Here is a 22,097-nt window from a genome sequence, read left to right on the forward strand (position 1 = left end):
CCCGAAGGGTGGGCCGAGGAGCGTCGTCGGCACCCACGGAAGCAGGGGCGCATCGGCACGGGGATGTCAGCTGGTGGCCCACGGCGCCTCGGGGAGCTTCGCGCGGCCGTCGCGCCCGGAGAACTCCACGGTGGTCGGGGTCCCCAGGCCGGACATCCGCATCGTCACCCGCCGCAGGCCGCCGTCACCGTCGACCCAGTACGTCAGCGGCGACCGTCCGCCGTCGGGTCCCGCACTGGGCGTGACACCCTGGGCGCGCGGCCCGGCGAACCGGTCGTAGCTGCGGCCGTCGATGCGATCACGCTCCAGCCAGCGAGCTCCGGACTGTGCGAGCAACAGCGGGTTGTCGGGGCGGTCCGCGCCCAGCCCGATCAGCAACCGGAGCCCGGCATCCAGAGGATCGGCCGTGTAGGAGCGCGCGGACCAGCCCGACCGCGGGATGTGCTCGGCCTGCTGCCAGGGCGGTCTGTTGTCTCCCTTGGGCGCGGGTGCCAGGCCGAGGCCGCCGGTGTCCCAGACGATCAGCCCGTGGTCGAGCTGCCCGGTGGCGGGCCCGGACGTTCCGGAGGTCCCGGAGGAACCGGAGGCCCCGGTGACCTGGTAGCTCCCCACGGCCCGGTGGGTTCGGTAGTCCACGACCCCCTTGACCTGCACCACCACTCCGCCGCCCTCGGTGGCGGTGAGGGTCACCGCCACGGGACTGGCCTGGTACAGATTCAGCCGCGACAGCGCCAGCCTGGACGCCTCCTCCGTCGTCACCGGCCGCTCGGTGGCGGTGTCGTCGGCGAAGGTCCGGTAGGCGGCCAGGCCGCCCGCTGCGGCGCCGCACACCGCGATCGCGATCAGTGTTCTCAACCAGAGGGTCCGACGCGGCGTACGGCCGTCGGTCTTCCTCTTCCGAGCCATGCAGTCGCCTTCTCTCGTCGGTCGGTCACACAGGAGGGCGGGTTCGCGAACCGCTGGTCCGCGAACCCGCCCGGTCCGGCCCGGAGGGTCACCGGTGCCGGTCGCCCCGCTTCGGGGCTAGCGGTGCTGTGCCCTTCGCCTGCGCATCAGTACGACCAGAGCCCCGCCGAGGGCGGTGAGCGCGGCGCAGCCGGCCAGGGCCAGCAGAACCGCCTGGCTCATGCCGGTGGACGCCAGGCCCGAGTTGGGTGCGTGGCCCGGTGCACCCGGTGCGCCTGGTGCGCCTGGAGCCCCCGGTGAACCCGGTTTGCCCGGTGTGTCCGGTGCCGGCGTCGTCGGCGTCGGCGTCGGCGTCGGAGTGGGGCCGGGCAGCCGCTGGTTGACCGCGGTCACCGAGACCCCCTCGTCGAGGTTGTCCGAGGTCAGCACCAGCGGCCCGAACACCGCCACATCGGGTACGGCGTACCCTTCGGGCGGGCTGACCTCCTGCCAGTAGTACGTCCCCGGCGCGCCGGCGCCCTGACAGATGCCGTCGGTCCCGGTCAGACAGGGTTTGTCGACCGGCGTGTCCGGCTCCGTCCCGGTGGCCTGCAAGCCGTCGGAACCATTCGTCTCCTTCCACAGCTGGAACTTCGCCTTCGCCAGCGGCTTGCCGTCCTGGTCGTGCTTGACCAGGCGCAGCACGCCTTCCTGTTGTCGGAAGCCGAAGTCGTAGGTGTGGTCGTTCTCCCCCGGCCCGCCGGTGGTCAGTGCCCGCTCCGGGAACTTCGCGTCGCGCGGGACGATTCCCTTGGAGTCGACGAAGTGGTTGTCGCCGACATCCGCGTCCGTGGGCACCCACTGGTGGAGCGGCCCGCCCTTGGCGTAGTCAGCCGCTTTGTCGAGGCGGATGGTGTACTTGGTCCTCGGCTTCAGGCCGCCGGTGACATTGGAGTCGTCGAAGTAGTACTCGCCACGCGCCGTCGTCTCGGTCGTGCCCACGAGCTTGCCCGACTCGTCGTGCAGGTTGACGGTCGCGCCCACGACCGGCCGCTGGCCCGGGTTCTGGATGCCCTTGCGCTCGGGGTCGTACCAGACCCGGTTGCCGATCTGGAGCGGGGCCTGGTCGCAGAGCACCTCCAGGTCGCCCATCGAGGCACCCTTGCCGAACGGGGCTGCGGTTCCCGGCGGGTTGAGGCGCAGGCCGAACTCCGGGTCCTGCGTGCCATCGCGCTGGAGGAACGACGTGCCGTACCCGAAGGCGCTGTGGTTGGGGTCGAAAGCGGAGATCGCGATGGTGTTCTCGGCCTTGGAGAGCGCCATGCCGGCGAACGCCGTGTTGTGGTGACCACCCCAGCTGGTGTCGAAGAACCGGGTGCCCCGGGGGGAGAGCCCGCAGCCGTTGTTGGTGTCCATCACGTACCCGCCGTCCGCCGGGCACGCCTTGTTCAGGTCGCCACCGGACATGACGTTGGCGGCCGAGCCGGGCACGGGGCCGGCCGGGGCGCGGTCGCCGAAGCGGTCACGGAAGGCCAGCAGCATGGAACCGTCGGACTCGAAGTCGATCTCGCCCAACTCCGGCTCGGGCTGGGCCAGATAGCTCTGGCAGGCCTGGCCGTTCTGGGAGGTCGGGAAGGTGTTGGTCCAGGGGAACCAGCCCGCGCCGTCGCACGGGGGCCCGCCGACCGTGGACTGGCGCGGGTAGTCCAGCGGCTGGTCCAGTACCGGCTTCTGGAACGCTCCGGTGGCGAGGTCGAACGGCATGACCACCGCGCGCAGGTCCGAGACCTTCCCCGTGGACTCGCCGGAGCAGACCCCGCCGAGGTAGCCGGTGCCGTCATGCAGGCCGAGGCCGAAGGGGCGCCAGTCCCCGGCCGCCGGGCAGCCCGGGTCCGGGATCGTGTAGACGGCCTTCGGCGCCGCCGCGGTCGCCACCGTGGCGTCATAACGGTAGAGCTTGCGGTTGTTGAGGTTGACGACGAACAGGTCCTTGCCGTCATCGGTGATCTTGATGCCGCCCAGGCTCTCCTTGCCGGGCGCGGTGAGGAAGGCGTCGTCAGTACCCGGGCCGTGTGCCGTCGCCCCCGCGTCCGGGACGACGGTGAAGAGGGTGGTCTTCTTCTGCGCGCTGTCGGTCACGTAGATCCCGCCGGCGTCGCCCGGACCGTAGTCCGTGGTGCGCTTGGCCAGTGCCGAGGAGAACACCCGCTTGTCGGCCTTGTTCCACGCGATGCCGAACAGCGTGCCGGTCTCGGCGTTGGTGGCGATGTTCGTGACGTTGACGTCGACGCCGTCCTGGCCGCGTGCGTCGTACGGGAAGGAGACCAGCGTGCGCTGAGCCCCGCTTTCGCGCGTGGCGGGCTGACAGGTCGTCATCAGCGGTGCGTTCTTCTGGCAGTAGTCACCCGGGTTCCACAGCCCGGTGGTGTACGCCACGCTCTTCTCGCCGGAGAGGTCGACGAACTCCTCGTTGCTGCTCAACTGGTTGGGCGCACCGTCCAGCCCCTGGCGCGAGGCGAAGGCCGGGAACAGCACACCCGGCTTCGGATTCACCACCTGCACACGGTATTTGCCGCCGGTGGTCTTGCCCGTGGCCGGAGTCAGTGTCACGGTGCCGTCGGCCGCCGTAACCCCCTCGATGCCGGCCCCGGCGTCGTCGGTGAGGGTCACCTTGACGCCCGCGATGCCCGGTTCCAGCGCGGGCGTCCACACGCCGCTGGTGTCCACGGCCCGGATCACCCGGACCGTCACCGATCCGTCCCCTGCCTGCGAGTACGCCGTGGGCGCCACGGCTAACGAGCCACTACCGATTCCCAAGGCGAGCGCGGCCACGCAGCCGACGGTGCGGCGACCGAGCATGCCCGGACGCCGCCGACGCGGCTCGGGCGCGGCTCCCTTCGCTTGTTCATTCGTAGATGTCATGCCCTGCTCTCAGTATTCATAAGGGCCTGCAGCCCTTCTGGTGAGGGAATACCTGGAGATGCGGAGAACCGCCTTGCCAGCGATCTTAAAAGCGATTTGGGCAAGATCGTGGCGGAATGGCGAACTCGGCCTCCGCCAAACCTTCATGCAACGGTCTCTGCGCGCATCGCGGGCGGGGTGGCGGGGCGGCGGAAACGGCCGTCAGTTCCGCCAACGTCTCCTGGCGGGCATCGTGAGGCAGCAGACTCATCCTCGCGGCCTTCGTGCTGGACGTGCGTGTTCCTTGCTCGAAGCACATGTTCGAACGAAGGCCGCTTTGGCGTACGGCAGTTACCGGACCGAGTGATCAAGTCCGATGCGCCGTGCGACGCCGGACGCCAAAGATCAAGCAAGTGCCCCTCCCGGCACTAACAGCAGTCCGGTTCCAGTCCACACGGCAGCCGTTCGCCGCTGAAGACCGCCGTGGTCGCCTCGTCGCCGCCGAGCGCGGCCACAGCGAGCAGCAGCGAACCGGCGGTCCAGGTGGTGAGTTCCTCCGGCCAGAACGCCCGGTCTCCCTCGAAGACGTACCCCGTCCAGTACATGCCGCCGTCGGCGCGCAGATGCTGGATGGACTGGAGGATCTCCAGCGCGCGGTCGGACTCACCCATCACCCAGAGGGCCAGGGCGAGTTCGCAGCTCTCGCCGCCGGTCACCCACGGGTTGGGCAGCACACAGCGCACTCCGAGGCCGGGGACCACGAACCGGTCCCAGCCCTCCTCGATCCGCTCCTTGGCGGCCGCTCCGGTGAGCGCGCCGCCGAGGACCGGGTAGTACCAGTCCATCGAGTAGCGGCTCTTGTCGAGGAAGCGTTCCGGGTGGTTGCGGATCGCGTGGGCCAGCGCACCGGTCGCCAACTCCCAGTCGGGCTGGGGCTCTTCGCGTCGCTCGGCGATGGCGAGTGCGCAGCGCAGCGCCTGGTGGATGGAGGAGCAGCCGGTCAGCAGCGCGTCGTCGACAGGGGTGCCGTCGGCTTCGCGCTTCCAGCCGATCTGCCCGCCGGGCCGCTGGAGCCGCAGCACGAATTCGACGGCGGCGAAGACCGTCGGCCACATCCGGTCGACGAACGCGTCGTCGCCGGTGGCGAGGTAGTGGTGCCAGACGCCGACGGCCACGTACGCGCAGAAGTTGGTCTCCAGCCCGCGGTCGGTCGGCCGTTCCGGGTCGCCGTCGTGGTAGGCGGCGTACCAGGAACCGTCCTCGTTCTGGTGCCGGGCCAGCCAGTCGTACGCGCGTTCCGCGGCAGCGTGCTCGCCGGCCGCGTCGAGGGCCATGGCGGCCTCGGTGTGGTCCCACGGGTCGAGGTGGTGGCCGCGGAACCAGGGCAGCGCACCGTCGTCGCACTGCGCGGCGAGGAGGGCGGCGACGGTCTCGGTGGCCTGCTCGGCGGTGAGGACTCCGGGCAGTACGAGGTGTTCGGTCTGCTCGGGAGTGGTCACGCCTCGGCCTTGGAGAGGTCCTCGGTGGCGGCCACGGGCAGGTGCGGCTTGGTCGCGTACGCGACGAAGCTCTTGCCGACGACGGGGTTGAGCAGTTGCTCGGCGACCCGGGTGGCCATCGGCTTCTTCATGATGTCCCAGACGAGCAGCTTGTGGTACGCGCGGACCGGCAGCGCCTTGTCGTTGTCCACCCCGAACGCGCACTTGAGCCACCAGTACGGCGCATGCAGGGCATGGGCGTGATGGGTGCCGTACGGCTTGAGTCCGGCACCCCGGATCTTGCCGAGCAGCTCGTCGGCCCGGTAGATGCGGATGTGGCCGCCCTCGACCTCGTGGTACGCGTCGGAGAGCGCCCAGCAGACCTTCTCGGGGCCGTAGCGCGGCACGGTGATCGCGATCCGGCCGCCGGGCCTGAGGACCCGGACCATCTCGGCGAGCACGCCCTTGTCGTCGGGGATGTGCTCCATCACCTCGGAGATGATCACGACGTCGAAGGACTCGTCGGGGAACGGCAGGTTGAGCGCGTCGCCCTCCATCGCGGTGGCGGTGGCGCCCTCGGGGGCCTCTTTGGCCTCCTTCATCGCGGCGAACCACTTCGCGACCTCGCGGATCTCCTCGCCGTTCCGGTCGAGGGCCACGACCTGGGCGCCGCGCCGGTAGCACTCGAAGGCGTGGCGTCCCGCGCCGCAGCCCAGGTCGAGCACCCGGTCACCTGCGGCGAGCGGGAAGCGGGTGAAGTCCACGGTCAGCACGAATGCCTGCTTTCGCGGTCGAGGGGGATCGGTTGGCGGAGACGACGAGGAAGGGCGGCGGTGTCAACGACGGCCGCCGGAGCGCGTGGTTCCGGCGCGCGTGGTGGCCGCGCGGGCGGCGATCGCCTCGCGGTAGCGGGCGGCGGTGCCGATGGCGGCCTGCTTCCAGGTGAACCGGGACAGCACTCGGGCGCGGCCCGCCGCACCGAGCCGGGCGCGCAGTTCCGGGTCGCCGAGCAGCCGGGCGAGCGCGTCGGCCAGGGCCCCGGCGTCGGCGGGCGGTACGGCCAGGCAGGTCTCGCCGTCCGGGCCCGCGACCTCGGGGATCGCGCCGCCGGTGGTGGCGACGAGCGGCGTGCCGGTGGCCATGGCCTCGGCGGCCGGCAGCGAGAAGCCTTCGTACAGCGAGGGGACGCAGGCGATCTGCGCGCCGCGCACCAGGTCGACGAGTTCGGCGTCGCTGATGCCCTTGACGAACTCGACTGCGTCCTGGAGTCCGTGCCGCTCGATGGCCTGCGCGACCGGTCCGTCCTCGGCCCGTTTGCCGACGACCACGAGATGCGCCCGCGGGTTCTCCGTACGGAGCTTGGCGAGCGCCTCGACGAGGTGGACGAGGCCCTTGAGCGGAACGTCGGCGCTGGAGGTGGTGACGATCCGTCCGGGGATCTCGGCGACCGACGGGTCGGGCGACCAAAGCTCGGTGTCCGCGCCGATGTGCACGACCTGGATACGGTCCTGGCGCACCCCGAGATGGTCGACGATCTCCTGCTTGGAGGAGCCGGAGACGGTGAGCACCGAGGGCAGCCGGCGCGCGACCCGCTTCTGCATGCGGGTGAAGGCGTACCAGCGGCGCACGGAGGCGCGTCGGCGGCGGGTTGCGGCGGCGTCCAGGTCCAGCTGCCGGTCGACCGTGATGGGGTGGTGGATCGTGGTGACGAGCGGGGCACCGAGATCCGCCAACAGGCCGTAGCCGAGGGTCTGGTTGTCGTGGATGACGTCGAACTCACCGCGTCGGGCGGCGAGATGGCGCCGGGCGCGGAGACTGAAGGTGAGCGGTTCCGGGAAACCGCCGGTCCACATGGTGGCGACCTCGGCGGCGTCGATCCAGTCCCGGTATTCGGCGCGCTTCGGGGTGCGGAACGGATCGGGCTGGCGGTAGAGGTCCAGGCTCGGCAGCTCGGTGAGCGGGACGCCCTCGTCGAGCACCGGATAGGGCTGGGCGCCGATCACCTCGACGCTGTGGCCGAGGCGGGCGAGCTCGCGGCCGAGGTGGCGTACGTAGACGCCCTGACCGCCGCAGAAAGGATTGCCCTTATAAGTGAGGAGTGCGATGCGCAGCGGACGGTCGTCGGGGCTGCCCGACGCGCCGCTGCCCGTGCGGGGGCCCGTCTCTATGGCCTCAGCGGTCACACTCGGCCCCCTTCTCACTGCGTGTCCGCCGGAGCGTAACCGCTCACGCTAATCTAGAACAAGTTTCAGACTGGATCGTTCAATGAGCTACGAATCTACCGGCAGGTAGCGTCGGCGCAACGGCCGGACCGGGTGATTCGCGCCACGACCGGCACCCTGGCATGCTGTGCGCCGCCGGGAGACCGAGCGCCTCCCTCCGGTTGCGGACAGAAGCCATGGATGGGGACACATGACAGCGGAAGCCAAGCAGGCATCGCCGCCCCTGACGGAACGACAGGAAGCCCGTCGCCGTCGCATCCTGCACGCCAGCGCCCAGCTCGCAGGCCGGGGCGGGTTCGAGGCGGTGCAGATGCGTGAGGTCGCGGAGGCCGCCGAGGTCGCCCTGGGCACGCTGTACCGCTATTTCCCGTCCAAGATCCATCTGCTGGTCGCCACCATGCAGGACCAGCTCCAGCACATGCACACGACGCTGCACAAACGCCCGCCGGCCGGGGACGACGCGGCGCAGCGGGTCGCCGACACCCTGATGCGGGCGTTCCGCGCTCTTCAGCGCGAACCGCATCTGGCGGACGCGATGGTGCGGGCACTGACCTTCGCGGACCGCAGCGTCAGCCCGGAGGTGGACACCGTCTCCCGGATCACGACGGCGATCATCCTGGACGCGATGGGCCTGGAGCATCCGACGCCGGAGCAGCTGTCCGCGGTCCGGGTCATCGAGCACACCTGGCACTCGGCGCTCATCACCTGGCTGTCGGGGCGGGCGTCGATCGCCCAGGTGAAGATAGACATCGAAACGGTGTGCCGGCTGATCGACGTGACGGCACCGCGGGACGCGTAGGGCCCGTCCGACCGCGGCAGCGGATCGAGAATCTTTCATCACACATCTCTCACCGTCCTGTTCGAAAGCGCCACAAAGCTCTCCTTATCATGGTCATGACCAGCACCAATGGAGAGGAAAACATGGCTGACCAGTCAGGCAGTGCAGGCGGCGCGATGGGGACGCAGGCCCCGGGCGGACCGGGTTACGGCGTGCAGCCCCCGGCCGGCTACGGGTACCCCGGTGGCGCCCCGCTGCCCAGCGGCAAGGCGACGGCCTCGATGGTGCTCGGCATCCTCGGGCTGGTGCTGATCCCGATCATCCTGCCGATCATCGCGCTGTGCCTCGGCGTCTCGGCCCGGCGCATGGCCGACCGGGGCGAGGGCGGAGGCCGGGGCCAGGCCGTCGCCGGCATCGTCATGGGCATCATCGGCATCGCGTTCGCCGCGCTCGGCGCGCTCGTCGCCACACTCCAGGCGATCGGCGCCGCCTGACGGCCGCCGTCCGCGGCACCGACATGTCGGAGCCGCGCCCCGTCCGCGCCCGGAAGGACCGTACGATCCGGTCCCCCGGGCGCGGCCGGTTTCCGCCCCTGGCCCAGGCCCGTGGCTTCGGCCTGCGTGTGCGGCCCCCACATGTGCACCGCGTCAGGTGAGGTGCCCTGCACCATGTCGACGGCGGCGCGGTGTTCATACGGTTCGGCGACATCACAGGTAAACGCCGAGGAGCCGGTCACCATGCGTCGCAGAGCCACAGGAACCGTCCGTCACCACAGATCCCTCGTCACCGTCGTCACGCTCGCCTCGGCCGGCCTCCTGCTGGCCGGGTGCACCGCCGCCGGAAAGGCCGGCGAGGACGATTCCGCGTCCGGGAAGGGCGCCAAGGACCAGAGCGTGAAGGTGGGCCTGGTCTACTCCCGTACGGGGCTGCTCGCGGACTACGGGAAGCAGTACCGCGACGGGTTCATGGCGGGCCTGGACTACGCGACGAAGGGCACCGGCAAGGTCGCCGGGCACCGTATCGAGGTCACCGAGCAGGACGACGCGGGAGACCCGGGCAAGGCGGTCGCCGCGGCCAAGAACCTGATCGGCAAGGGCTACAAGGTGCTGGCCGGCACCACCGATTCCGGGGTGGCCCTCCAGATGGCGCCGCTCGCCGCCCAGAACAAGGTGCTGTACATCAGCGGCCCGGCCGCCACCGACGCCGTGACCGGGATCAACGACTACACCTTCCGCTCGGGCCGGCAGTCCTACCAGGACATCCTCACCGCCGGGGCGATGCTCGGCGAGGCCAAGGGCAAGAAGGTCACGGTGCTGGCCCAGGACTCCACCTTCGGCCAGGCGAACGTCGCCGCGGTGAAGGCCGTCCTCGGCGCCAAGGGCGCGAAGGTCGGTTCCGTACTGGCTCCGCCCAGCGCCACGGACCTGACCCCGTTCGCCCGGCAGGTGAAGGCGGACGGGCCCGATCTCGTCTTCGTCGCCTGGGCCGGCTCCACCGCGCCGGCGCTGTGGACGGCGCTGGACCAGCAGGGCGTGCTGGGGGCGGGCAAGGTCGTCACGGGGCTCGCCGGAACCGCCTCGTACCCGGTCTTCGGGAACGCCGGTTCCAAGGTGTCCTTCCTCGCGCACTACTTCCCGGGGGCGGGCGGCGGCAACGCCGTGGAGAAGTCCATGATCGACTCCGTCACCGAGGCCGGCGGCACCCCGGACCTGTTCACCCCCGACGGCTTCACCGCGGCGCAGATGGTCGTGCGCGCCGTCGAGGAGGGCGGCGCCACCGATTCCGCCGCCATGGTGAAGGCCCTGGAGGGCTGGAGCTTCGACGGCGTGAAGGGCAAGGAGCAGGTCCGTGCCGAGGACCACGCGCTGGTGCAGCCGATGTTCGTCGCGAAGCTCAAGGGGAAGGGCCCCAGTGCCCTGCCGGAGCTGGTGAGCACCGCGCCGATGGACGAGGTGGCACCGCCCGCCAAGCCCTCGGCGGGCTGACCGATGACCGTACCGGGCATACCGGACACCACCGAGGAGCGCCCGGGCGGCACGCGGACCACCGCTCCCGTGCTTCAACTGGAGGGGCTCTGCTGGGGTGTCGGCGGGGCGACGATCGTCGAGGACGTCACACTGAGCGTCCACGAGGGCGAGTTCCTCGCCTTCATCGGCCCCAACGGGGCCGGCAAGACCTCCCTGTTCAACCTGATCAGCGGGCTGACCATGGCGACGTCGGGCACGATCGCGCTCGACGGTACGGACATGACGGACCGCCCCGCGCACGCACGGGCGCGGCGCGGCATCGGCCGCACGTTCCAGACGTCCAGTCTCTGGCCGGGGATGACCGTGGCCGACCACGTCCGGCTCGCCGCGCAGGCGGCCCGGGGTGGTTCGTACCGGCTGTGGCGGCGCGCCGCCCCGTACACCGCCGAGGTGGACGGCGTACTGGAGCGCACCGGCCTCGGCCACCGGGCCCGGGCGACGGCGTCCGAGCTGTCGCACGGCGAGAAGCGGAAGCTGGAGCTGGCGGTGCTGCTGGTGGGCGAGCCGCGGCTGATGCTGCTGGACGAGCCGATGGCCGGGGTGAGCGCCGAGGAGGTGCCCGCGCTGACCGAACTGATCCGCACCCTGCACCGGGACGAGGGGCGCACCGTCCTGATGGTCGAGCACCACATGGACGTCCTGCTGGGCCTGGCCGACCGGCTCGCTGTGATGCACCACGGCCGGCTGCTGGCGCTGGACACCCCCGATGCCGTGACGGCCGACCCGACCGTGCAACAGGCCTACCTCGGGGAGGGGTTGTGACGACAGAGCCTCTGCTCGCCGTGCGGGACCTGCGGGTCCTGATCGGCGGCCGGCACATCCTGCACGGCGTGGACCTGGACGTCGCCCCGCACGGAGTGACCGCGCTCCTCGGCCGCAACGGCGCCGGGAAGACCACGACCGTACGGGGCGTCCTCGGCCTCGTCCCGCGCACCGGCAGCGTGCGGCTGGACGGCGAGGAGACCGTATCGCTGCCCACGCACACCGTGGTGCGGCTGGGCATCGGATACGCCCCCGAGGACCGGGGGATCTTCGCCGGACTGACCGTCGCGGAGAATCTGCGCCTGGCGCAGCGGCGCGGCGCGGGCGAGCCCGCGTACCAGCTCGTCCATGAACTGTTTCCCGAACTCAAGCTACGGGAGCGGCAGTTGGCGGGGACGCTGTCCGGCGGGCAGCAGCAGATGGTGGCCATCGGACGCACGCTTCTCAACGGCAACCGGCTGATCATCGCCGACGAACCCACCAAGGGCCTGGCGCCCAAGGTGGTCACGGAGGTCGCCCAGGTGCTGGAGCGGGCCGCCGAGGCGGTGCCGGTACTGCTCGTGGAGCAGAACCTGGCCGTCGTACGCCGCCTGGCCGAGCACTGCGCGGTGCTCGCCGACGGCCTGACGGCCCATCAAGGACCGGCTGCCGAACTGCTGGGCGATGCCGAGGCGGCACGCAGGCTGCTCGGCGTGGGCCACGGCCCGCTCACTACGCACTCCGTGGAGGCGGATTCCTGATGTCCACCGTCGTCCTGCTCACCATGACCGGACTCGGTCTGGGAGCCCTCTACTTCCTGATCGCCTCGGGACTCTCACTGATCTTCGGGCTGATGGACGTGCTCAACTTCGCGCACGGGGCGCTGCTCTCCATCGGCGCGTACGGCACCTGGTGGGCGGCGTCCGGGAATCTGCCCGGCGCCGGCCCGGACGGTGCGGGCTTCGTCCTCGCGGTGCTGTTCGGTACAGCGGTGGGCACCGCGGCCGCCGTGCTGCTGGAACTCGCCGTCGTCCGCCCGCTCTACACCCGGCCCCGCGAGCAGGTCCTCGCCACGGTCGGGGTGGGACTCGCCGTCCCGGCGCTGCTGTCGGGGATCTGGGGATCGGACGCCCGGACCTTCCCGGGCCCCGAGGCCCTGTCCGGCACCTTCGGACTGCTCGGCGCGCGGGTGCCGGTCAACCGGCTGGTACTCGTCGCGGCGGCGGTCGTCGTACTCGTGGCGCTGCGGCTCTTCCTCGGCCGTACCCGGCACGGTCTGGTGGTACGGGCCGGGGTCGAGGACCGGGCGATGGTCACCGCCCTCGGGATCGACGTGCGCAGGGCGTTCACGCTCGTCTTCGCGATCGGCGGCTGCGCCGCCGCCCTCGGCGGGGCACTCGGCGGCCTGTACTTCGGCTCGGTCGACCCCCGCCAGGGCACCTCGCTGCTGATCTTCGCGTTCGTCGTGGTCGTCACCGGGGGCATGGGCTCGGTGACCGGCGCCGCCGCGGCGTCCGTCGTCATCGGCCTGGTCCAGCAGTTCGCCAACTACTACACCGCAGCGGGCCTCGGCGACCTGGCCGTCGTCGTCCTGCTCGCCGCGCTGCTGCTCGTCCGGCCGCGCGGACTGACCGGGAGGCTCGCGTGAGCACCGTCACCGAGACACACGACCGCACCGGCGACGGACCCACGGTCGCACCGTCCCCCGGGAACACCGCCCGGCTGCTGCGCCGCTGGTGGCCCGCCGCCGCACTGCTGATCCTCGCGGTCGCGCCGTACAGCGAACTGCCGCTGCCGGGTCTCCTGGACGGCCCGCTCGGCAGCCCGGGGAGTCTCCAACTCCTCGCCACCTGCCTGTTGTTCGGGGCTCTGGCGACCGGATACGACCTGCTGCTCGGCCGCACCGGGCTGCTCTCCTTCGGGCATGCGCTCTACTTCGCCGCCGGCAGCTACGCCACCAATCTGTTCCTGCTGGAGGCGGGCCTCCCCTTCGCCGTGTCCGCGCTCCTCGGCCTCTGTTCCGGAATCGCGCTCGCGCTGGTGCTGGGGTCGGTGAGCCTGCGGGTCACCGGGATCGGCTTCTCCATGGTGACGCTGGCCTTCGCCCAGGCGGGCTCGATCCTGGTCTCCCGCAACCCCGGCGGCCTCACCGGCGGCGAGGAGGGCCGGGCCGCCCCCGCCGAACTGCTGCCGTCCGGGCTCGTGGGCATCGAGCACACCGCCAACCTCTACTGGGTGGCGCTCGCCTATCTGGTCCTCACCCTCGCCGTCGTCCACTGGGCGGTCCGCTCCCCCACCGGACGGGTCTGGGAGGGCATCAAGGAGAACGAACGCCGGGTGGAGGTGCTGGGGTTGAAGCCGTACGGCTTCAAGCTGACGGCATTCGTCCTGGCGGGTGCGCTGGCCGCGCTCGGCGGCCTCGTCCACCTGCTGCTCACCGGCGGCTCGACCCCGCAGACGACCACCTCCGACTTCACCCTCTCCCTGCTGGTGATGGTGGTACTGGGCGGATCCGGGACCCGCTGGGGCCCGATGGTCGGCGGCATCCTCTACACCTGGGCCGATCACCGGCTCGGCGATCTGGCCGGGTCGGGCGCGGTCGCCGAGCTGCCCGCGGTGCTGCGGGTGCCGCTCTCCCAGCCGCTGTTCCTGCTCGGCGTGCTGTTCGTGGCCGTGGTACACCTGCTGCCCGGCGGCCTGGCCCGGCTGCCGTCCCGACTGGTGCCGCGCCGCGGCCCGACCGACGAAACACCCCCGAAGCGCGCCCGGAAGGAGAACGGACAGCCGTGATTCCGTACGAAGAGATTCAGGTCCCCGTGAACGGCGGCGAGTTGGCGGTACTGAGGTGGCCGGCCCAGGAGCCGGACGCCCCGGTCGTCGTCGCCCTGCACGGCATCACGGCCAACGCACTGTCCTGGGGTCCGGTGGCCGGTCCACTGGCCGGCCGCGTCACCCTGATCGCCCCGGACCTGCGCGGCAGGGCCGGGAGTTCCGCCCTGCCGGGGCCGTACGGGATCGCCCAGCACGCCGATGACGTCGCCGCGCTGGCGGAGGCCCTGGGCCTGGGCCGGGTGGTGCTGGCGGGCCATTCGATGGGCGCGTTCGTGACGGCGCTGGCCGCCGTACGCCACCCGGAACGGTTCGGGCCACTGCTGCTGGTCGACGGCGGCATCGGCTTCCCCGCCCCCACGCATCTCTCCCCGGACGAGCTGCTGACCGCCGTGATCGGCCCGGCCATGGACCGGCTGTCGATGACCTTCCCGGACCGGGCCGCGTACCGCTCCTTCTGGCAGGCGCACCCCGCGTTCGCGGATGCCTGGTCGGACGAGGTGGACGCGTACATCCAGCGCGATCTGACCGGGGACGAACCCGTCATGCACTCCAGCTGCCGGATCGAGGCGGTACGCGCCGACGGCATCAACCTCTTCGACGAGGAGGTGCTGACGGCGGTACGGAAGCTGCCGGTCCCGGCGACGCTGCTGTGGGCGCAGCGGGGCCTGATGAACGAGGAGCAGGGCCTGTACGACGAGACCCGCCTGGCGGCGGCCGACCTCGGGGGGACCGGGGTGACGCCGGTACCGGTACGGGACGTCAACCACTACACGCTGCTGACGGGAGAAGCGGGCGGCAACGAGATCGCCGGCTACTTGCTGACGATGTCCGGCGCCGCCGGCCCGTCCGGCGCCTGAGGACAGCATGTCAGCCGTCCAGCGCTTGAGGGCACGGGCAGCGGAACCCGCCCCCAAGCGGCCGGACGGCCCCTACCCTTCCTCCCGCGCACCCTTCAACGCATGCAGCCGCAAGGCGAGTTGCAGCTCCAGCGCCCGGCCGGGCTCGTTCCAGTCCCGCCCCAGCAGCACCTGCACCCGGTCCAGCCGCTGCACCACCGTGTTGACGTGCACGTGAAGTTCGTCCTTGGCGCGGATGAGGCTGCCGCCGGACCCGAAATAGGCGCCGAGCGTCCGCACGAGATGGGTGCCGCGTTGCGCGTCGTACTCCAGCAAGGGCCCCAGCGTCGCCGAGACGAAGCCGTCGACGTCCTGGGCGTTGCCCAGCACGACACCCAGGAAACCGAGTTCCTCGACGCACGCGCCTTCCCCCGTACGCCCCAGGACCCGCATGGCGCGCAGACAGCGGGCAGCCTCGCCGTATGCGGAGGCCAGCTCCCGGGCGCCGCGAGCCGGTCCGGTGGCGGCGACGGTGACGGGGGCCTGGATCAGCTGCCCGAGCTGTGCCGCCGCCGCGCGCGCCGCGTCACCGGCGGCCGGGCCGGGGTCACCGGCATCTATCAACAGCACGACGTGCCCGGCGTGTTCGGCGCTCACCCCGTGGGTGTCACCGCCGAACAGATAGCGCATCGCGGCAGGGGCCAGCCGCTCCCGGGTGCCGCCCTCGGCCACCAGCAGCAGATGCGGGCGGTCGAGGTCGATACCGAGGCGCCGGCCGCGTTCGGCGAGCCCGGCCGGGTCGCGGTCCGCGTCAGTGAGCAGGTCGCTGATCAGTTCACCGCGGATCCGGTTCTCGGTCTCGGCGACCGTACGTCGCAGCAGCAGCAGCAGGCCCGTGACCACCGAGGCCCGCTCGAACAGCCGCCGGTCGGAGTCGTCGAGCGGTTCGCGGCGGTGCAGGACCAGGCCGGCCAGGAGTTCCTGCCCGGCGAGGACGGCGCAGATCCACCGGCCGTCGCGGTGCACGGCGCGGGCCCCCGTGCGGGACTCCTCGGCGGTCTCGGCCAGCCACCCGGCGTCCATGCTGTCGGCGGCGAAGTCCGCACCGTCGGGCCGGACCGCCGCCAGGGGCCGCCCGCCTGGGTCGTGGATGGTGAGCGGGGAGCCCAGCAGCCCCGCGACCGCCGCGGCGACGTCCTTGACGTCGCGGCCGCGCAGCACCAGGTCGGTCAGGCGGTCGTGGGACTCCTCGGCCCGTTGCATGGCCGCCGAGTGGGCCCGTACGGCCGCATTGGCCTCGGCCAGCTCGGCGTTCGTCTCGGCGAGTTCGTCCAGGGCGGACCGGGTGTCGGCGAGTGCGCGGGCGGTGTCGATGGCGATCGCGGCGTGTGCGGCGAGCGAGCAGAGCAGGGCGACCTCGTCCGGGCTGAAGACGCGGGGCGCGCGGTCGGCGGCGAAGAGGACGCCGATGACCTTTCCCGTACCGCCCCGGCTGGAGCCCAGGAGCAGGGGCACGCCCAGGATGGCGACGAGCCCCTCGTCGAGCACCCCGGCGTTGATGTTGCGGGTGTGGTGGAAGCGCTCGTCGGTGCGGTAGTCGGGGGTCGCGTACGGGCTCGCGGTCTGCGCCACCAGACCGCCGAGCCCATGGCCGAGCTCCAGCCGCAGCCGCTGGAAGAGCACCGACACGGATCCGTCGGTGACCCGCATGTAGGTGTCCCCGGCCTCCTCGTCGGGGAGCGTGAGATACGCGGTGTCCGTGCCGAGCAGCATCCTGGCGCGGCGGACGATGGCGTTCAGCACGTCGTCCAGGTCGCGGGAGGCGGCCAGGTCACCCGCCGTGTCGAAGAGCGCGGTGAGCTGGAGCTCGCGGCGCCGGTGCTGGCGCAGGGCGCCCCTGATCCGCAGGGCGGTGGCGGTGGCCCGCTCCACCTCCGCCAGATCGCCCGCGGGCACCCCGGCGGCCCGCGCCTGTGAGGAGACGGCGCCCAGCGCCTCGGCGGGGGCGTCGTCGGCCAGCAGATCGAGGAGGCGCCGCAGATGGGGCGCGGCGGAGGCGGACGGTTCAGACATGGGCAACCGGCGTTCGTAGGGGGCGGGGGATCAGTTGGCGGTCCAGCCGCCGTCCATGGAGAGGGAGGTGCCGGTGATGTGCCCGGTACGCGGCCCGCAGAGCCACAGCACGGCCTCGGCTACCTCGTCGGGTTCGATCAGGCGCTTGATCGCGCTGCGTTCCAGCATGATCCGGCTCACGACCTCCTCCTCGGAGATGCCGTGCGCACGGGCCTGGTCCGCGATCTGGTTCTCGACCAGGAGCGTGCGTACGTACCCGGGGTTGACGCAGTTGCTCGTCACCCCGTGCTCCGCCGCTTCGAGCGCGACCACCTTGCTGAGTCCCTCCAGTGCGTGCTTGGCCGTCACATAGGCCGATTTGTAGGGGCTGGCCCGCAGACCGTGGACGGACGAGATGTTGACCACGCGCCCCCAGCCGCGTTCGTACATGCCCGGCAGGGTCCGGCGCAAGATGCGGAACGGGGCCTCCACCATGACCCGCTGGATCAGCGCGAAGCGGTCCGGCGGAAATTCGTGCACCGGGGCGACGTGCTGGAGCCCGGCGTTGTTGACCACGATGTCCGCGTCGGCGGGCAGCGTGTCGACCGCGTCGGGAACGGAAAGATCGAGAACCCACGCCGTCCCGCCGATCGCCCGGGCCAGGTCCTCGGCGGCGTCGGCGGCCTTGTCCACCACGTGGACGTGGGCTCCCGCGGCGGCCAGGGCCTGTGCGCAGGCCCGCCCGATCCCGCTCGCCGCCCCCGTGACCAGGGCGGTGCGTCCGGCGAGGAGCCGGTCCGTGGGCGACGACGAGGGACCGGCGGCGAGCGGCGGGACGGTGGCCGGGGCGGCGTGCGGGGCGGGCCCGTGGTCCGGGCTCTGAGGAGTCTCCATGGTCGTCACCGTAAGGAGGCCGGAGCCCGCGTCACACGGGGTCGGTGCACACACCGTCGTACGTCGGCATGGTGGCGGCGTACATGGTGCGGGCCCTCGCCGGGGCCGTCGACGGGCCGCGCCCTGGGCGATCGGGGCGTCGCGTCCGGGCCGTCGGTGGACCAGGGCGCACCGGGCGGGACGGGCGCACACCACGGGCGGCTACGTGTACGCGAACGGCTCGGACGAGAACATGGGCCTGTACAACGTCTTCGTCACGCACACGCTGCGGGAGTCGTCGGCGGGCTATTTCGTGGTCGCGGACAACGGGTGCGCGGGCTGAGACCATCCCTCTTTGGTCATCAGGCGCTGCGAGCGCACCAGTTGGCCCTCACAGGCCATGTGGTGGAATAGCAGGCCCTGAGGCGAGGTGGGGGAAGCAGTGACGAAGCGCAAAAGATCTCTTGTACGGGTGAGCGCGCTCCTGCTGGCGGCAACTGTGGTCACCGGCTGCGCGGTCAGGCCCGCCACCGACGTGAAGGCCGAGGGCTCGAAGACCCCCGAGATCCACACCGACACCGAGCCGCTGGCCAAGCGCCTGCCGAAACTCGGTCGGATCGTCTCGGCCCACTGGCAGCAGAAGGCTCCCGGCGCGGACAGCCGAGTGCCCGGCCCTACGGACTACTACATCAGCGCCCTCATGGAGCTCGACCCCGGCTCGGTGGCCGTCCTGACGGCGTCCACACAGATGCAGCCGGCGGGCGGAGGGGCCGAGCCCGAAGGCATCTCCATTCCCGCCGAACTCGCCGAGTTCGCACCGGCGGGGGCGCAGTGGGTCCACAGCAGGGTGCTCGACGAGAGCTTGGTGCGCGCCGACTCCGCACAGCTCTACTTCGACCCGGCCTCGGACACCGTCTACCTCTCCGCCACCAACGTGCACCCGCCGAACGCGGTCACGGTCCACGTCGGCCCGGACGGCAACCAGGTGACCAGCACGCCCACGCCGCCGGCACCCACGCCATGAACGGCGCCCAGAGCCAGGCCTTCTGACCTGTCGCCGCCCTCCGGCTCCCCCGCCTACTCCTCCGGCGGGAAGACGGCCTCCCCCGAGCCGATCAGCGTGATCGTGATCGCCTCCACCGGGCACCCCTCGGCTGCGGCGAGGATCGCCTCGTTGGCCTCGGTCTCCGGGACCGACGGGTGGGACTGCCGGGCGGAGTCCAGCGTGAATCCGGCCGGTGCCTGGTTCACGCACATCCCGGAGCCGATGCAGACCCCGCGATCGACCTCGACGGACCAGCGGTCCCCCATCATGCCCCCTCGTATCCGGCCGGCAGGTGGATCATCTTGTGCTCGAAGAACTCGGCGTACCCCTCGGGGCCGAACTCCCGCCCCAGACCGGAGTTCTTGTAGCCGCCGAAGGGGCCGAGCATGTCGAGGCTGAAGGTGTTCACGCTGTACGTGCCCGTCCTGACCCGGCGGGCGACGTCGATGCCGCGCTCGGTGTCGGCGGTCCAGACGCTGCCGCTGAGCCCGTAGTCGGAGTCGTTGGCGATGCGTACGGCCTCGTCCTCGTCGCCGTACGGCAGGAGGCAGATGACGGGGCCGAAGATCTCCTCGCGGGCGATGCGCATGGAGTTGTCGACGTCACCGAAGAGGGTCGGCTCGACATACCAGCCCCGCTCCTGGGACGCCGGACGGCCGCCGCCGGTAAGGATCTTGGCGCCCTCGTCCTGGCCGATCCGGATGTAGTCGAGCGAGCGTTGCTGCTGACGTCGCGCGACGAGGGGGCCGAGTTCGGTGGCGGGGTCGAGCGGGTCGCCGACCTTCAACGCACCCGCGGCGGCGGCGAACGCCTCGGCCGTCTCGTCGTAGCGGGAACGCGGGACGAGGATGCGGGTCTGGGCAACACACGCCTGGCCGTTGATCATCCAGGCGAAGGGGACAATGCCTGCGACGGCCGCGTCCAGGTCGGCGTCCGGGAGGATCACGGCGGCGGACTTGCCGCCCAGTTCCAGCGTGACGCGGGTGAGGTTGCGGGAGGCGACCTCCATCACCCGGCGCCCCGCGGCCACCGACCCGGTGAACGACACCTTGTCGACGCCGGGATGCCCGACCAGGTACTCACTGACCTCACGGTCCGCAGGCAGGATCGACAGCACCCCCTCCGGCAGCCCCGCCTCGGCGGCGATCTCGGCCAGGATGTAGGCGTCCAGCGGGGATTCGGGCGACACCTTGAGAACGGCGGAGCAGCCGGCCAGCAGCGCGGGCGCGAGTTTGGCGGCGGCGGTGAACTGCGGGACGTTCCACGGCACCACGGCCGCGACCACCCCGACCGGCTCCCGGCGTACGAGCAGCGGCCCGAGCGCCCCGTCCCGGCGCTCCTCGTACGAGAAGCCGCGGGCGACGGTGATCGCCGCGTCCCACACCATCATCGCGGCGAGTGCCTGCACCATGACGCTCGACGTGTACGGGGTGCCGTTCTCCGTGCTGATGACCCGGGCGATCTCCTCGTACCGCGCGGCGAAGGCGTCCTTGATCCGGGTGATCACCGCGATCCGCTCGTCCACGGTCATCCGCGACCAGGGCCCCTCGTCGAACGCCCGCCGGGCGGCGGCGACGGCCCGGTCCACGTCCCCCTCGCAGGCATGCGGCACCCGGCCGATGACCTGTTCGGTGTGCGGGGATACGACCTCGATGACATCCCGGCCCAGCGGATCGACCAACTCCCCGCCGATGAACAGTTTTCCGTGTTCGACAAGCTCGGTCATGACTGCTGCCTCCCGCGGCCCGGCACGTTGCCCGACTCATTGTCTGACCCTGTGTCAGAACTGATACCAGTTCCAGTTCCAGGAGTCCACGGCCGCGACGAAGCCCGCCCGGACAGCGGCGAATCGGCCCCTCATCACCTGCCCGGCGCACGGCGTGCGTGCACCGCCCACAGGTAGTCGACTGGGGCTACTAATGACATCAGTTCTGGTTACAGTGGGCGCGACTCACCACAACTGCACGCCGCCGAGAGAGATGGGGCCTCATGACGCAGGTGACCGCGCAGGTGACCGACCACGGCGGGGGCGTGCACAGCATCAAGGTCCCCATCCCGGACAATCCGCTCGGCCACACCCTCGTGCACGTCCTCGACACCGATCGGGGGCCGGTCCTGATCGACACGGGCTGGGACGATCCGGAGTCGTGGGACACGCTCACCGCCGGGCTCGACGCCGTCGGGACGGGTGTCGGTGACATCCACGGGGTGGTCATCACCCACCACCACCCCGATCACCACGGGCTGTCCGGGCAGGTGCGCGAGGCGTCCGGGGCCTGGGTCGCCATGCATGCGGCGGACGCGGCGATCGTGCGCCGGACCCGGGAGTCGGAACCGGGTACCTGGCTGAAGTACCTGGCGGCGAAGCTCAGCGCGGTCGGTGCACCCGAGGATCATCTCGCGCCGTTGCGGGCCGCCGCGGCGGACGGGGGCCGGATGCGAACCCTGCCGGGGCTGCGGGCCGCGCTTCCGGACCGGGAGATCGTTCCCGGGGAGCTCCTGGACCTGGCGGGGCGCACGCTGCGGGCCATCTGGACGCCGGGGCACACGCCCGGCCATGTCTGTCTGCATCTGGAGGAGGAGCATCCGGGGAATCTGCCGGGGCGGGGGAGGCTCTTCTCGGGTGATCATCTGCTGCCGGGGATCAGCCCGCACATCGGGCTGTACGAGGACCCGGACGACACGACGGTCACCGACCCCCTCGGCGACTACCTCGACTCGCTGGAGCGCATCGGCGGGCTCGGGGCCGCGGAGGTGCTGCCCGCCCACCAGTACGCGTTCGCGGATGCCGCGGGGCGTGTACGGGAACTCCTGGACCATCACGAGGACCGGCTGACCGGGCTGCTCGGGCTGCTGGCCACACCGCTGACGCCGTGGGAGCTCGCCGAGCGGATGGAGTGGAACCGGCCCTGGGCCCAGATCCCGCACGGTTCGCGGAACATCGCCGTCTCGGAGGCCGAGGCGCATCTGCGGCGGCTGGTGAAACTGGGGCGCGCGGAGGCGGTGGCGGGGAGCGAGCCGGTGACGTACGTCGCGGTGTGACCACCCGGCGAAAGGGGTCGGGCCATGACGTACGTCGTGGCGTGACCACCCGGCGAAAGGGGCCCACGCCATGAGGTACGTCGCGGTGTGATCACCCGGCGACGGGGGCCCGCGTCGCTACCGGCCCGGAGCCCGTCCGAACCCGCCCGGTAGAGTGTGCGCGTCGTCATCATGCCCGTTCAGGGGGAAGCCGGTGCGAATCCGGCACTGACCACGCAGCCGTGAACCGTCTTCCAGGACGGTGAGTCGGAATGCCCTGTCCGCGGTCGTGACCGGCTCGCGACCACCGGAACCCCGGTGGTCGGCACCGTCGAGGTATACGGGGCCGGAGCCTGGTGCGTGAGCGTGCCTGTGCCCGGACCCCCCGCAGGAGAGGCCCCGCCCG

Annotated in this window: 19 protein-coding genes, 1 pseudogene and 1 riboswitch; of the genes and pseudogenes, 11 read left to right on the forward strand and 9 right to left on the reverse strand. The window is 71.5% G+C overall.

Annotated features, from left to right (window positions below; genetic code table 11):
• Positions 1-66: 66 nt before the first annotated feature.
• From ACZ7L9_RS03000 to ACZ7L9_RS03020, 5 genes are all read right to left on the reverse strand, one after another.
• Entirely contained in the window at positions 67-906 is an 840-nt protein-coding gene (locus ACZ7L9_RS03000; protein ID WP_471412007.1) for a hypothetical protein, read from the reverse strand.
• 117 nt (positions 907-1,023) lie between these two features.
• Positions 1,024-3,807 carry an SdrD B-like domain-containing protein gene (locus ACZ7L9_RS03005; RefSeq protein WP_471412008.1) on the reverse strand — a complete coding sequence of 928 codons (2,784 nt, stop codon included), beginning with the start codon at positions 3,805-3,807 and terminating at the stop codon, positions 1,024-1,026.
• Positions 3,808-4,214: 407 nt separating this feature from the next.
• Complete coding sequence (locus ACZ7L9_RS03010) at positions 4,215-5,285, reverse strand: prenyltransferase (RefSeq protein WP_471412010.1); 1,071 nt, start codon at positions 5,283-5,285, stop codon at positions 4,215-4,217.
• Positions 5,282-6,037, reverse strand: a complete 756-nt coding sequence (locus tag ACZ7L9_RS03015) for a class I SAM-dependent methyltransferase (protein WP_471412012.1) — start codon at positions 6,035-6,037, stop codon at positions 5,282-5,284. Before ACZ7L9_RS03015 ends, ACZ7L9_RS03010 begins: the two co-directional genes overlap by 4 nt.
• 63 nt (positions 6,038-6,100) lie before the next feature.
• Positions 6,101-7,447, reverse strand: a complete 1,347-nt coding sequence (locus tag ACZ7L9_RS03020) for a glycosyltransferase family 4 protein (RefSeq protein ID WP_471412014.1) — start codon at positions 7,445-7,447, stop codon at positions 6,101-6,103.
• Positions 7,448-7,676: 229 nt separating this feature from the next.
• Between ACZ7L9_RS03020 and ACZ7L9_RS03025 the strand changes: the two genes are divergently transcribed.
• The 8 genes from ACZ7L9_RS03025 (at position 7,677) to ACZ7L9_RS03060 (ending at position 14,721) form a co-directional block, all read left to right on the forward strand.
• Positions 7,677-8,285, forward strand: a complete 609-nt coding sequence (locus ACZ7L9_RS03025) for a TetR family transcriptional regulator (protein ID WP_471412016.1) — start codon at positions 7,677-7,679, stop codon at positions 8,283-8,285.
• Positions 8,286-8,407: 122 nt separating this feature from the next.
• The gene (locus tag ACZ7L9_RS03030) at positions 8,408-8,758 is read left to right on the forward strand and encodes a DUF4190 domain-containing protein (RefSeq protein WP_471412018.1); all 351 of its coding nucleotides are present in this window, start codon (positions 8,408-8,410) and stop codon (positions 8,756-8,758) included.
• Positions 8,759-9,001: 243 nt separating this feature from the next.
• A complete protein-coding gene (locus ACZ7L9_RS03035) occupies positions 9,002-10,249 on the forward strand; it encodes a substrate-binding domain-containing protein (protein ID WP_471412020.1) in 1,248 nt (415 codons plus the stop codon).
• A 3-nt stretch (positions 10,250-10,252) separates the two neighbouring features.
• Complete coding sequence (locus ACZ7L9_RS03040; RefSeq protein WP_471412022.1) at positions 10,253-11,053, forward strand: ABC transporter ATP-binding protein; 801 nt, start codon at positions 10,253-10,255, stop codon at positions 11,051-11,053.
• The gene (locus ACZ7L9_RS03045) at positions 11,050-11,793 is read left to right on the forward strand and encodes an ABC transporter ATP-binding protein (RefSeq protein ID WP_471412023.1); all 744 of its coding nucleotides are present in this window, start codon (positions 11,050-11,052) and stop codon (positions 11,791-11,793) included. Before ACZ7L9_RS03040 ends, ACZ7L9_RS03045 begins: the two co-directional genes overlap by 4 nt.
• A complete protein-coding gene (locus tag ACZ7L9_RS03050; RefSeq protein ID WP_471412025.1) occupies positions 11,793-12,680 on the forward strand; it encodes a branched-chain amino acid ABC transporter permease in 888 nt (295 codons plus the stop codon). The genes ACZ7L9_RS03045 and ACZ7L9_RS03050 overlap by 1 nt, the downstream gene beginning before the upstream one ends.
• A complete protein-coding gene (locus ACZ7L9_RS03055; protein ID WP_471412027.1) occupies positions 12,677-13,822 on the forward strand; it encodes a branched-chain amino acid ABC transporter permease in 1,146 nt (381 codons plus the stop codon). Before ACZ7L9_RS03050 ends, ACZ7L9_RS03055 begins: the two co-directional genes overlap by 4 nt.
• Positions 13,819-14,721, forward strand: coding sequence for an alpha/beta fold hydrolase (locus tag ACZ7L9_RS03060; RefSeq protein WP_471412028.1), 903 nt, complete (start codon positions 13,819-13,821; stop codon positions 14,719-14,721). The genes ACZ7L9_RS03055 and ACZ7L9_RS03060 overlap by 4 nt, the downstream gene beginning before the upstream one ends.
• 72 nt (positions 14,722-14,793) lie before the next feature.
• Here the strand turns inward: ACZ7L9_RS03060 and ACZ7L9_RS03065 are convergent, their stop codons facing one another.
• Entirely contained in the window at positions 14,794-16,773 is a 1,980-nt protein-coding gene (locus ACZ7L9_RS03065; RefSeq protein ID WP_471412030.1) for a helix-turn-helix domain-containing protein, read from the reverse strand.
• A gap of 30 nt (positions 16,774-16,803) precedes the next feature.
• The gene (locus tag ACZ7L9_RS03070) at positions 16,804-17,646 is read right to left on the reverse strand and encodes a 3-hydroxybutyrate dehydrogenase (protein ID WP_471412031.1); all 843 of its coding nucleotides are present in this window, start codon (positions 17,644-17,646) and stop codon (positions 16,804-16,806) included.
• Positions 17,647-17,821: 175 nt separating this feature from the next.
• Here ACZ7L9_RS03070 and ACZ7L9_RS03075 point away from each other — a divergent pair.
• Positions 17,822-17,968, forward strand: a pseudogene (locus ACZ7L9_RS03075) (extracellular catalytic domain type 1 short-chain-length polyhydroxyalkanoate depolymerase); the annotation flags it as partial.
• A 99-nt stretch (positions 17,969-18,067) separates the two neighbouring features.
• On the forward strand, positions 18,068-18,649 hold the full coding sequence (locus ACZ7L9_RS03080) for a hypothetical protein (protein ID WP_471412033.1): 582 nt from the start codon (positions 18,068-18,070) through the stop codon (positions 18,647-18,649).
• 53 nt (positions 18,650-18,702) lie between these two features.
• Here the strand turns inward: ACZ7L9_RS03080 and ACZ7L9_RS03085 are convergent, their stop codons facing one another.
• Together ACZ7L9_RS03085 and ACZ7L9_RS03090 are read right to left on the reverse strand one after the other, a co-directional pair.
• Positions 18,703-18,936 (reverse strand): ferredoxin, encoded by a 234-nt coding sequence (locus tag ACZ7L9_RS03085; protein ID WP_471412757.1) that lies wholly within the window; start codon positions 18,934-18,936, stop codon positions 18,703-18,705.
• On the reverse strand, positions 18,936-20,396 hold the full coding sequence (locus ACZ7L9_RS03090; RefSeq protein WP_471412035.1) for an aldehyde dehydrogenase: 1,461 nt from the start codon (positions 20,394-20,396) through the stop codon (positions 18,936-18,938). The genes ACZ7L9_RS03085 and ACZ7L9_RS03090 overlap by 1 nt, the downstream gene beginning before the upstream one ends.
• A 263-nt stretch (positions 20,397-20,659) precedes the next feature.
• Here ACZ7L9_RS03090 and ACZ7L9_RS03095 point away from each other — a divergent pair, with 263 nt between their 5' ends.
• Entirely contained in the window at positions 20,660-21,712 is a 1,053-nt protein-coding gene (locus ACZ7L9_RS03095; RefSeq protein ID WP_471412037.1) for an MBL fold metallo-hydrolase, read from the forward strand.
• 183 nt (positions 21,713-21,895) lie between these two features.
• Positions 21,896-21,969: riboswitch (cobalamin riboswitch) on the forward strand.
• The last annotated feature ends 128 nt before the right edge of the window (positions 21,970-22,097 follow it).

It is taken from the genome of Streptomyces sp. NPDC111516, assembly GCF_055635345.1.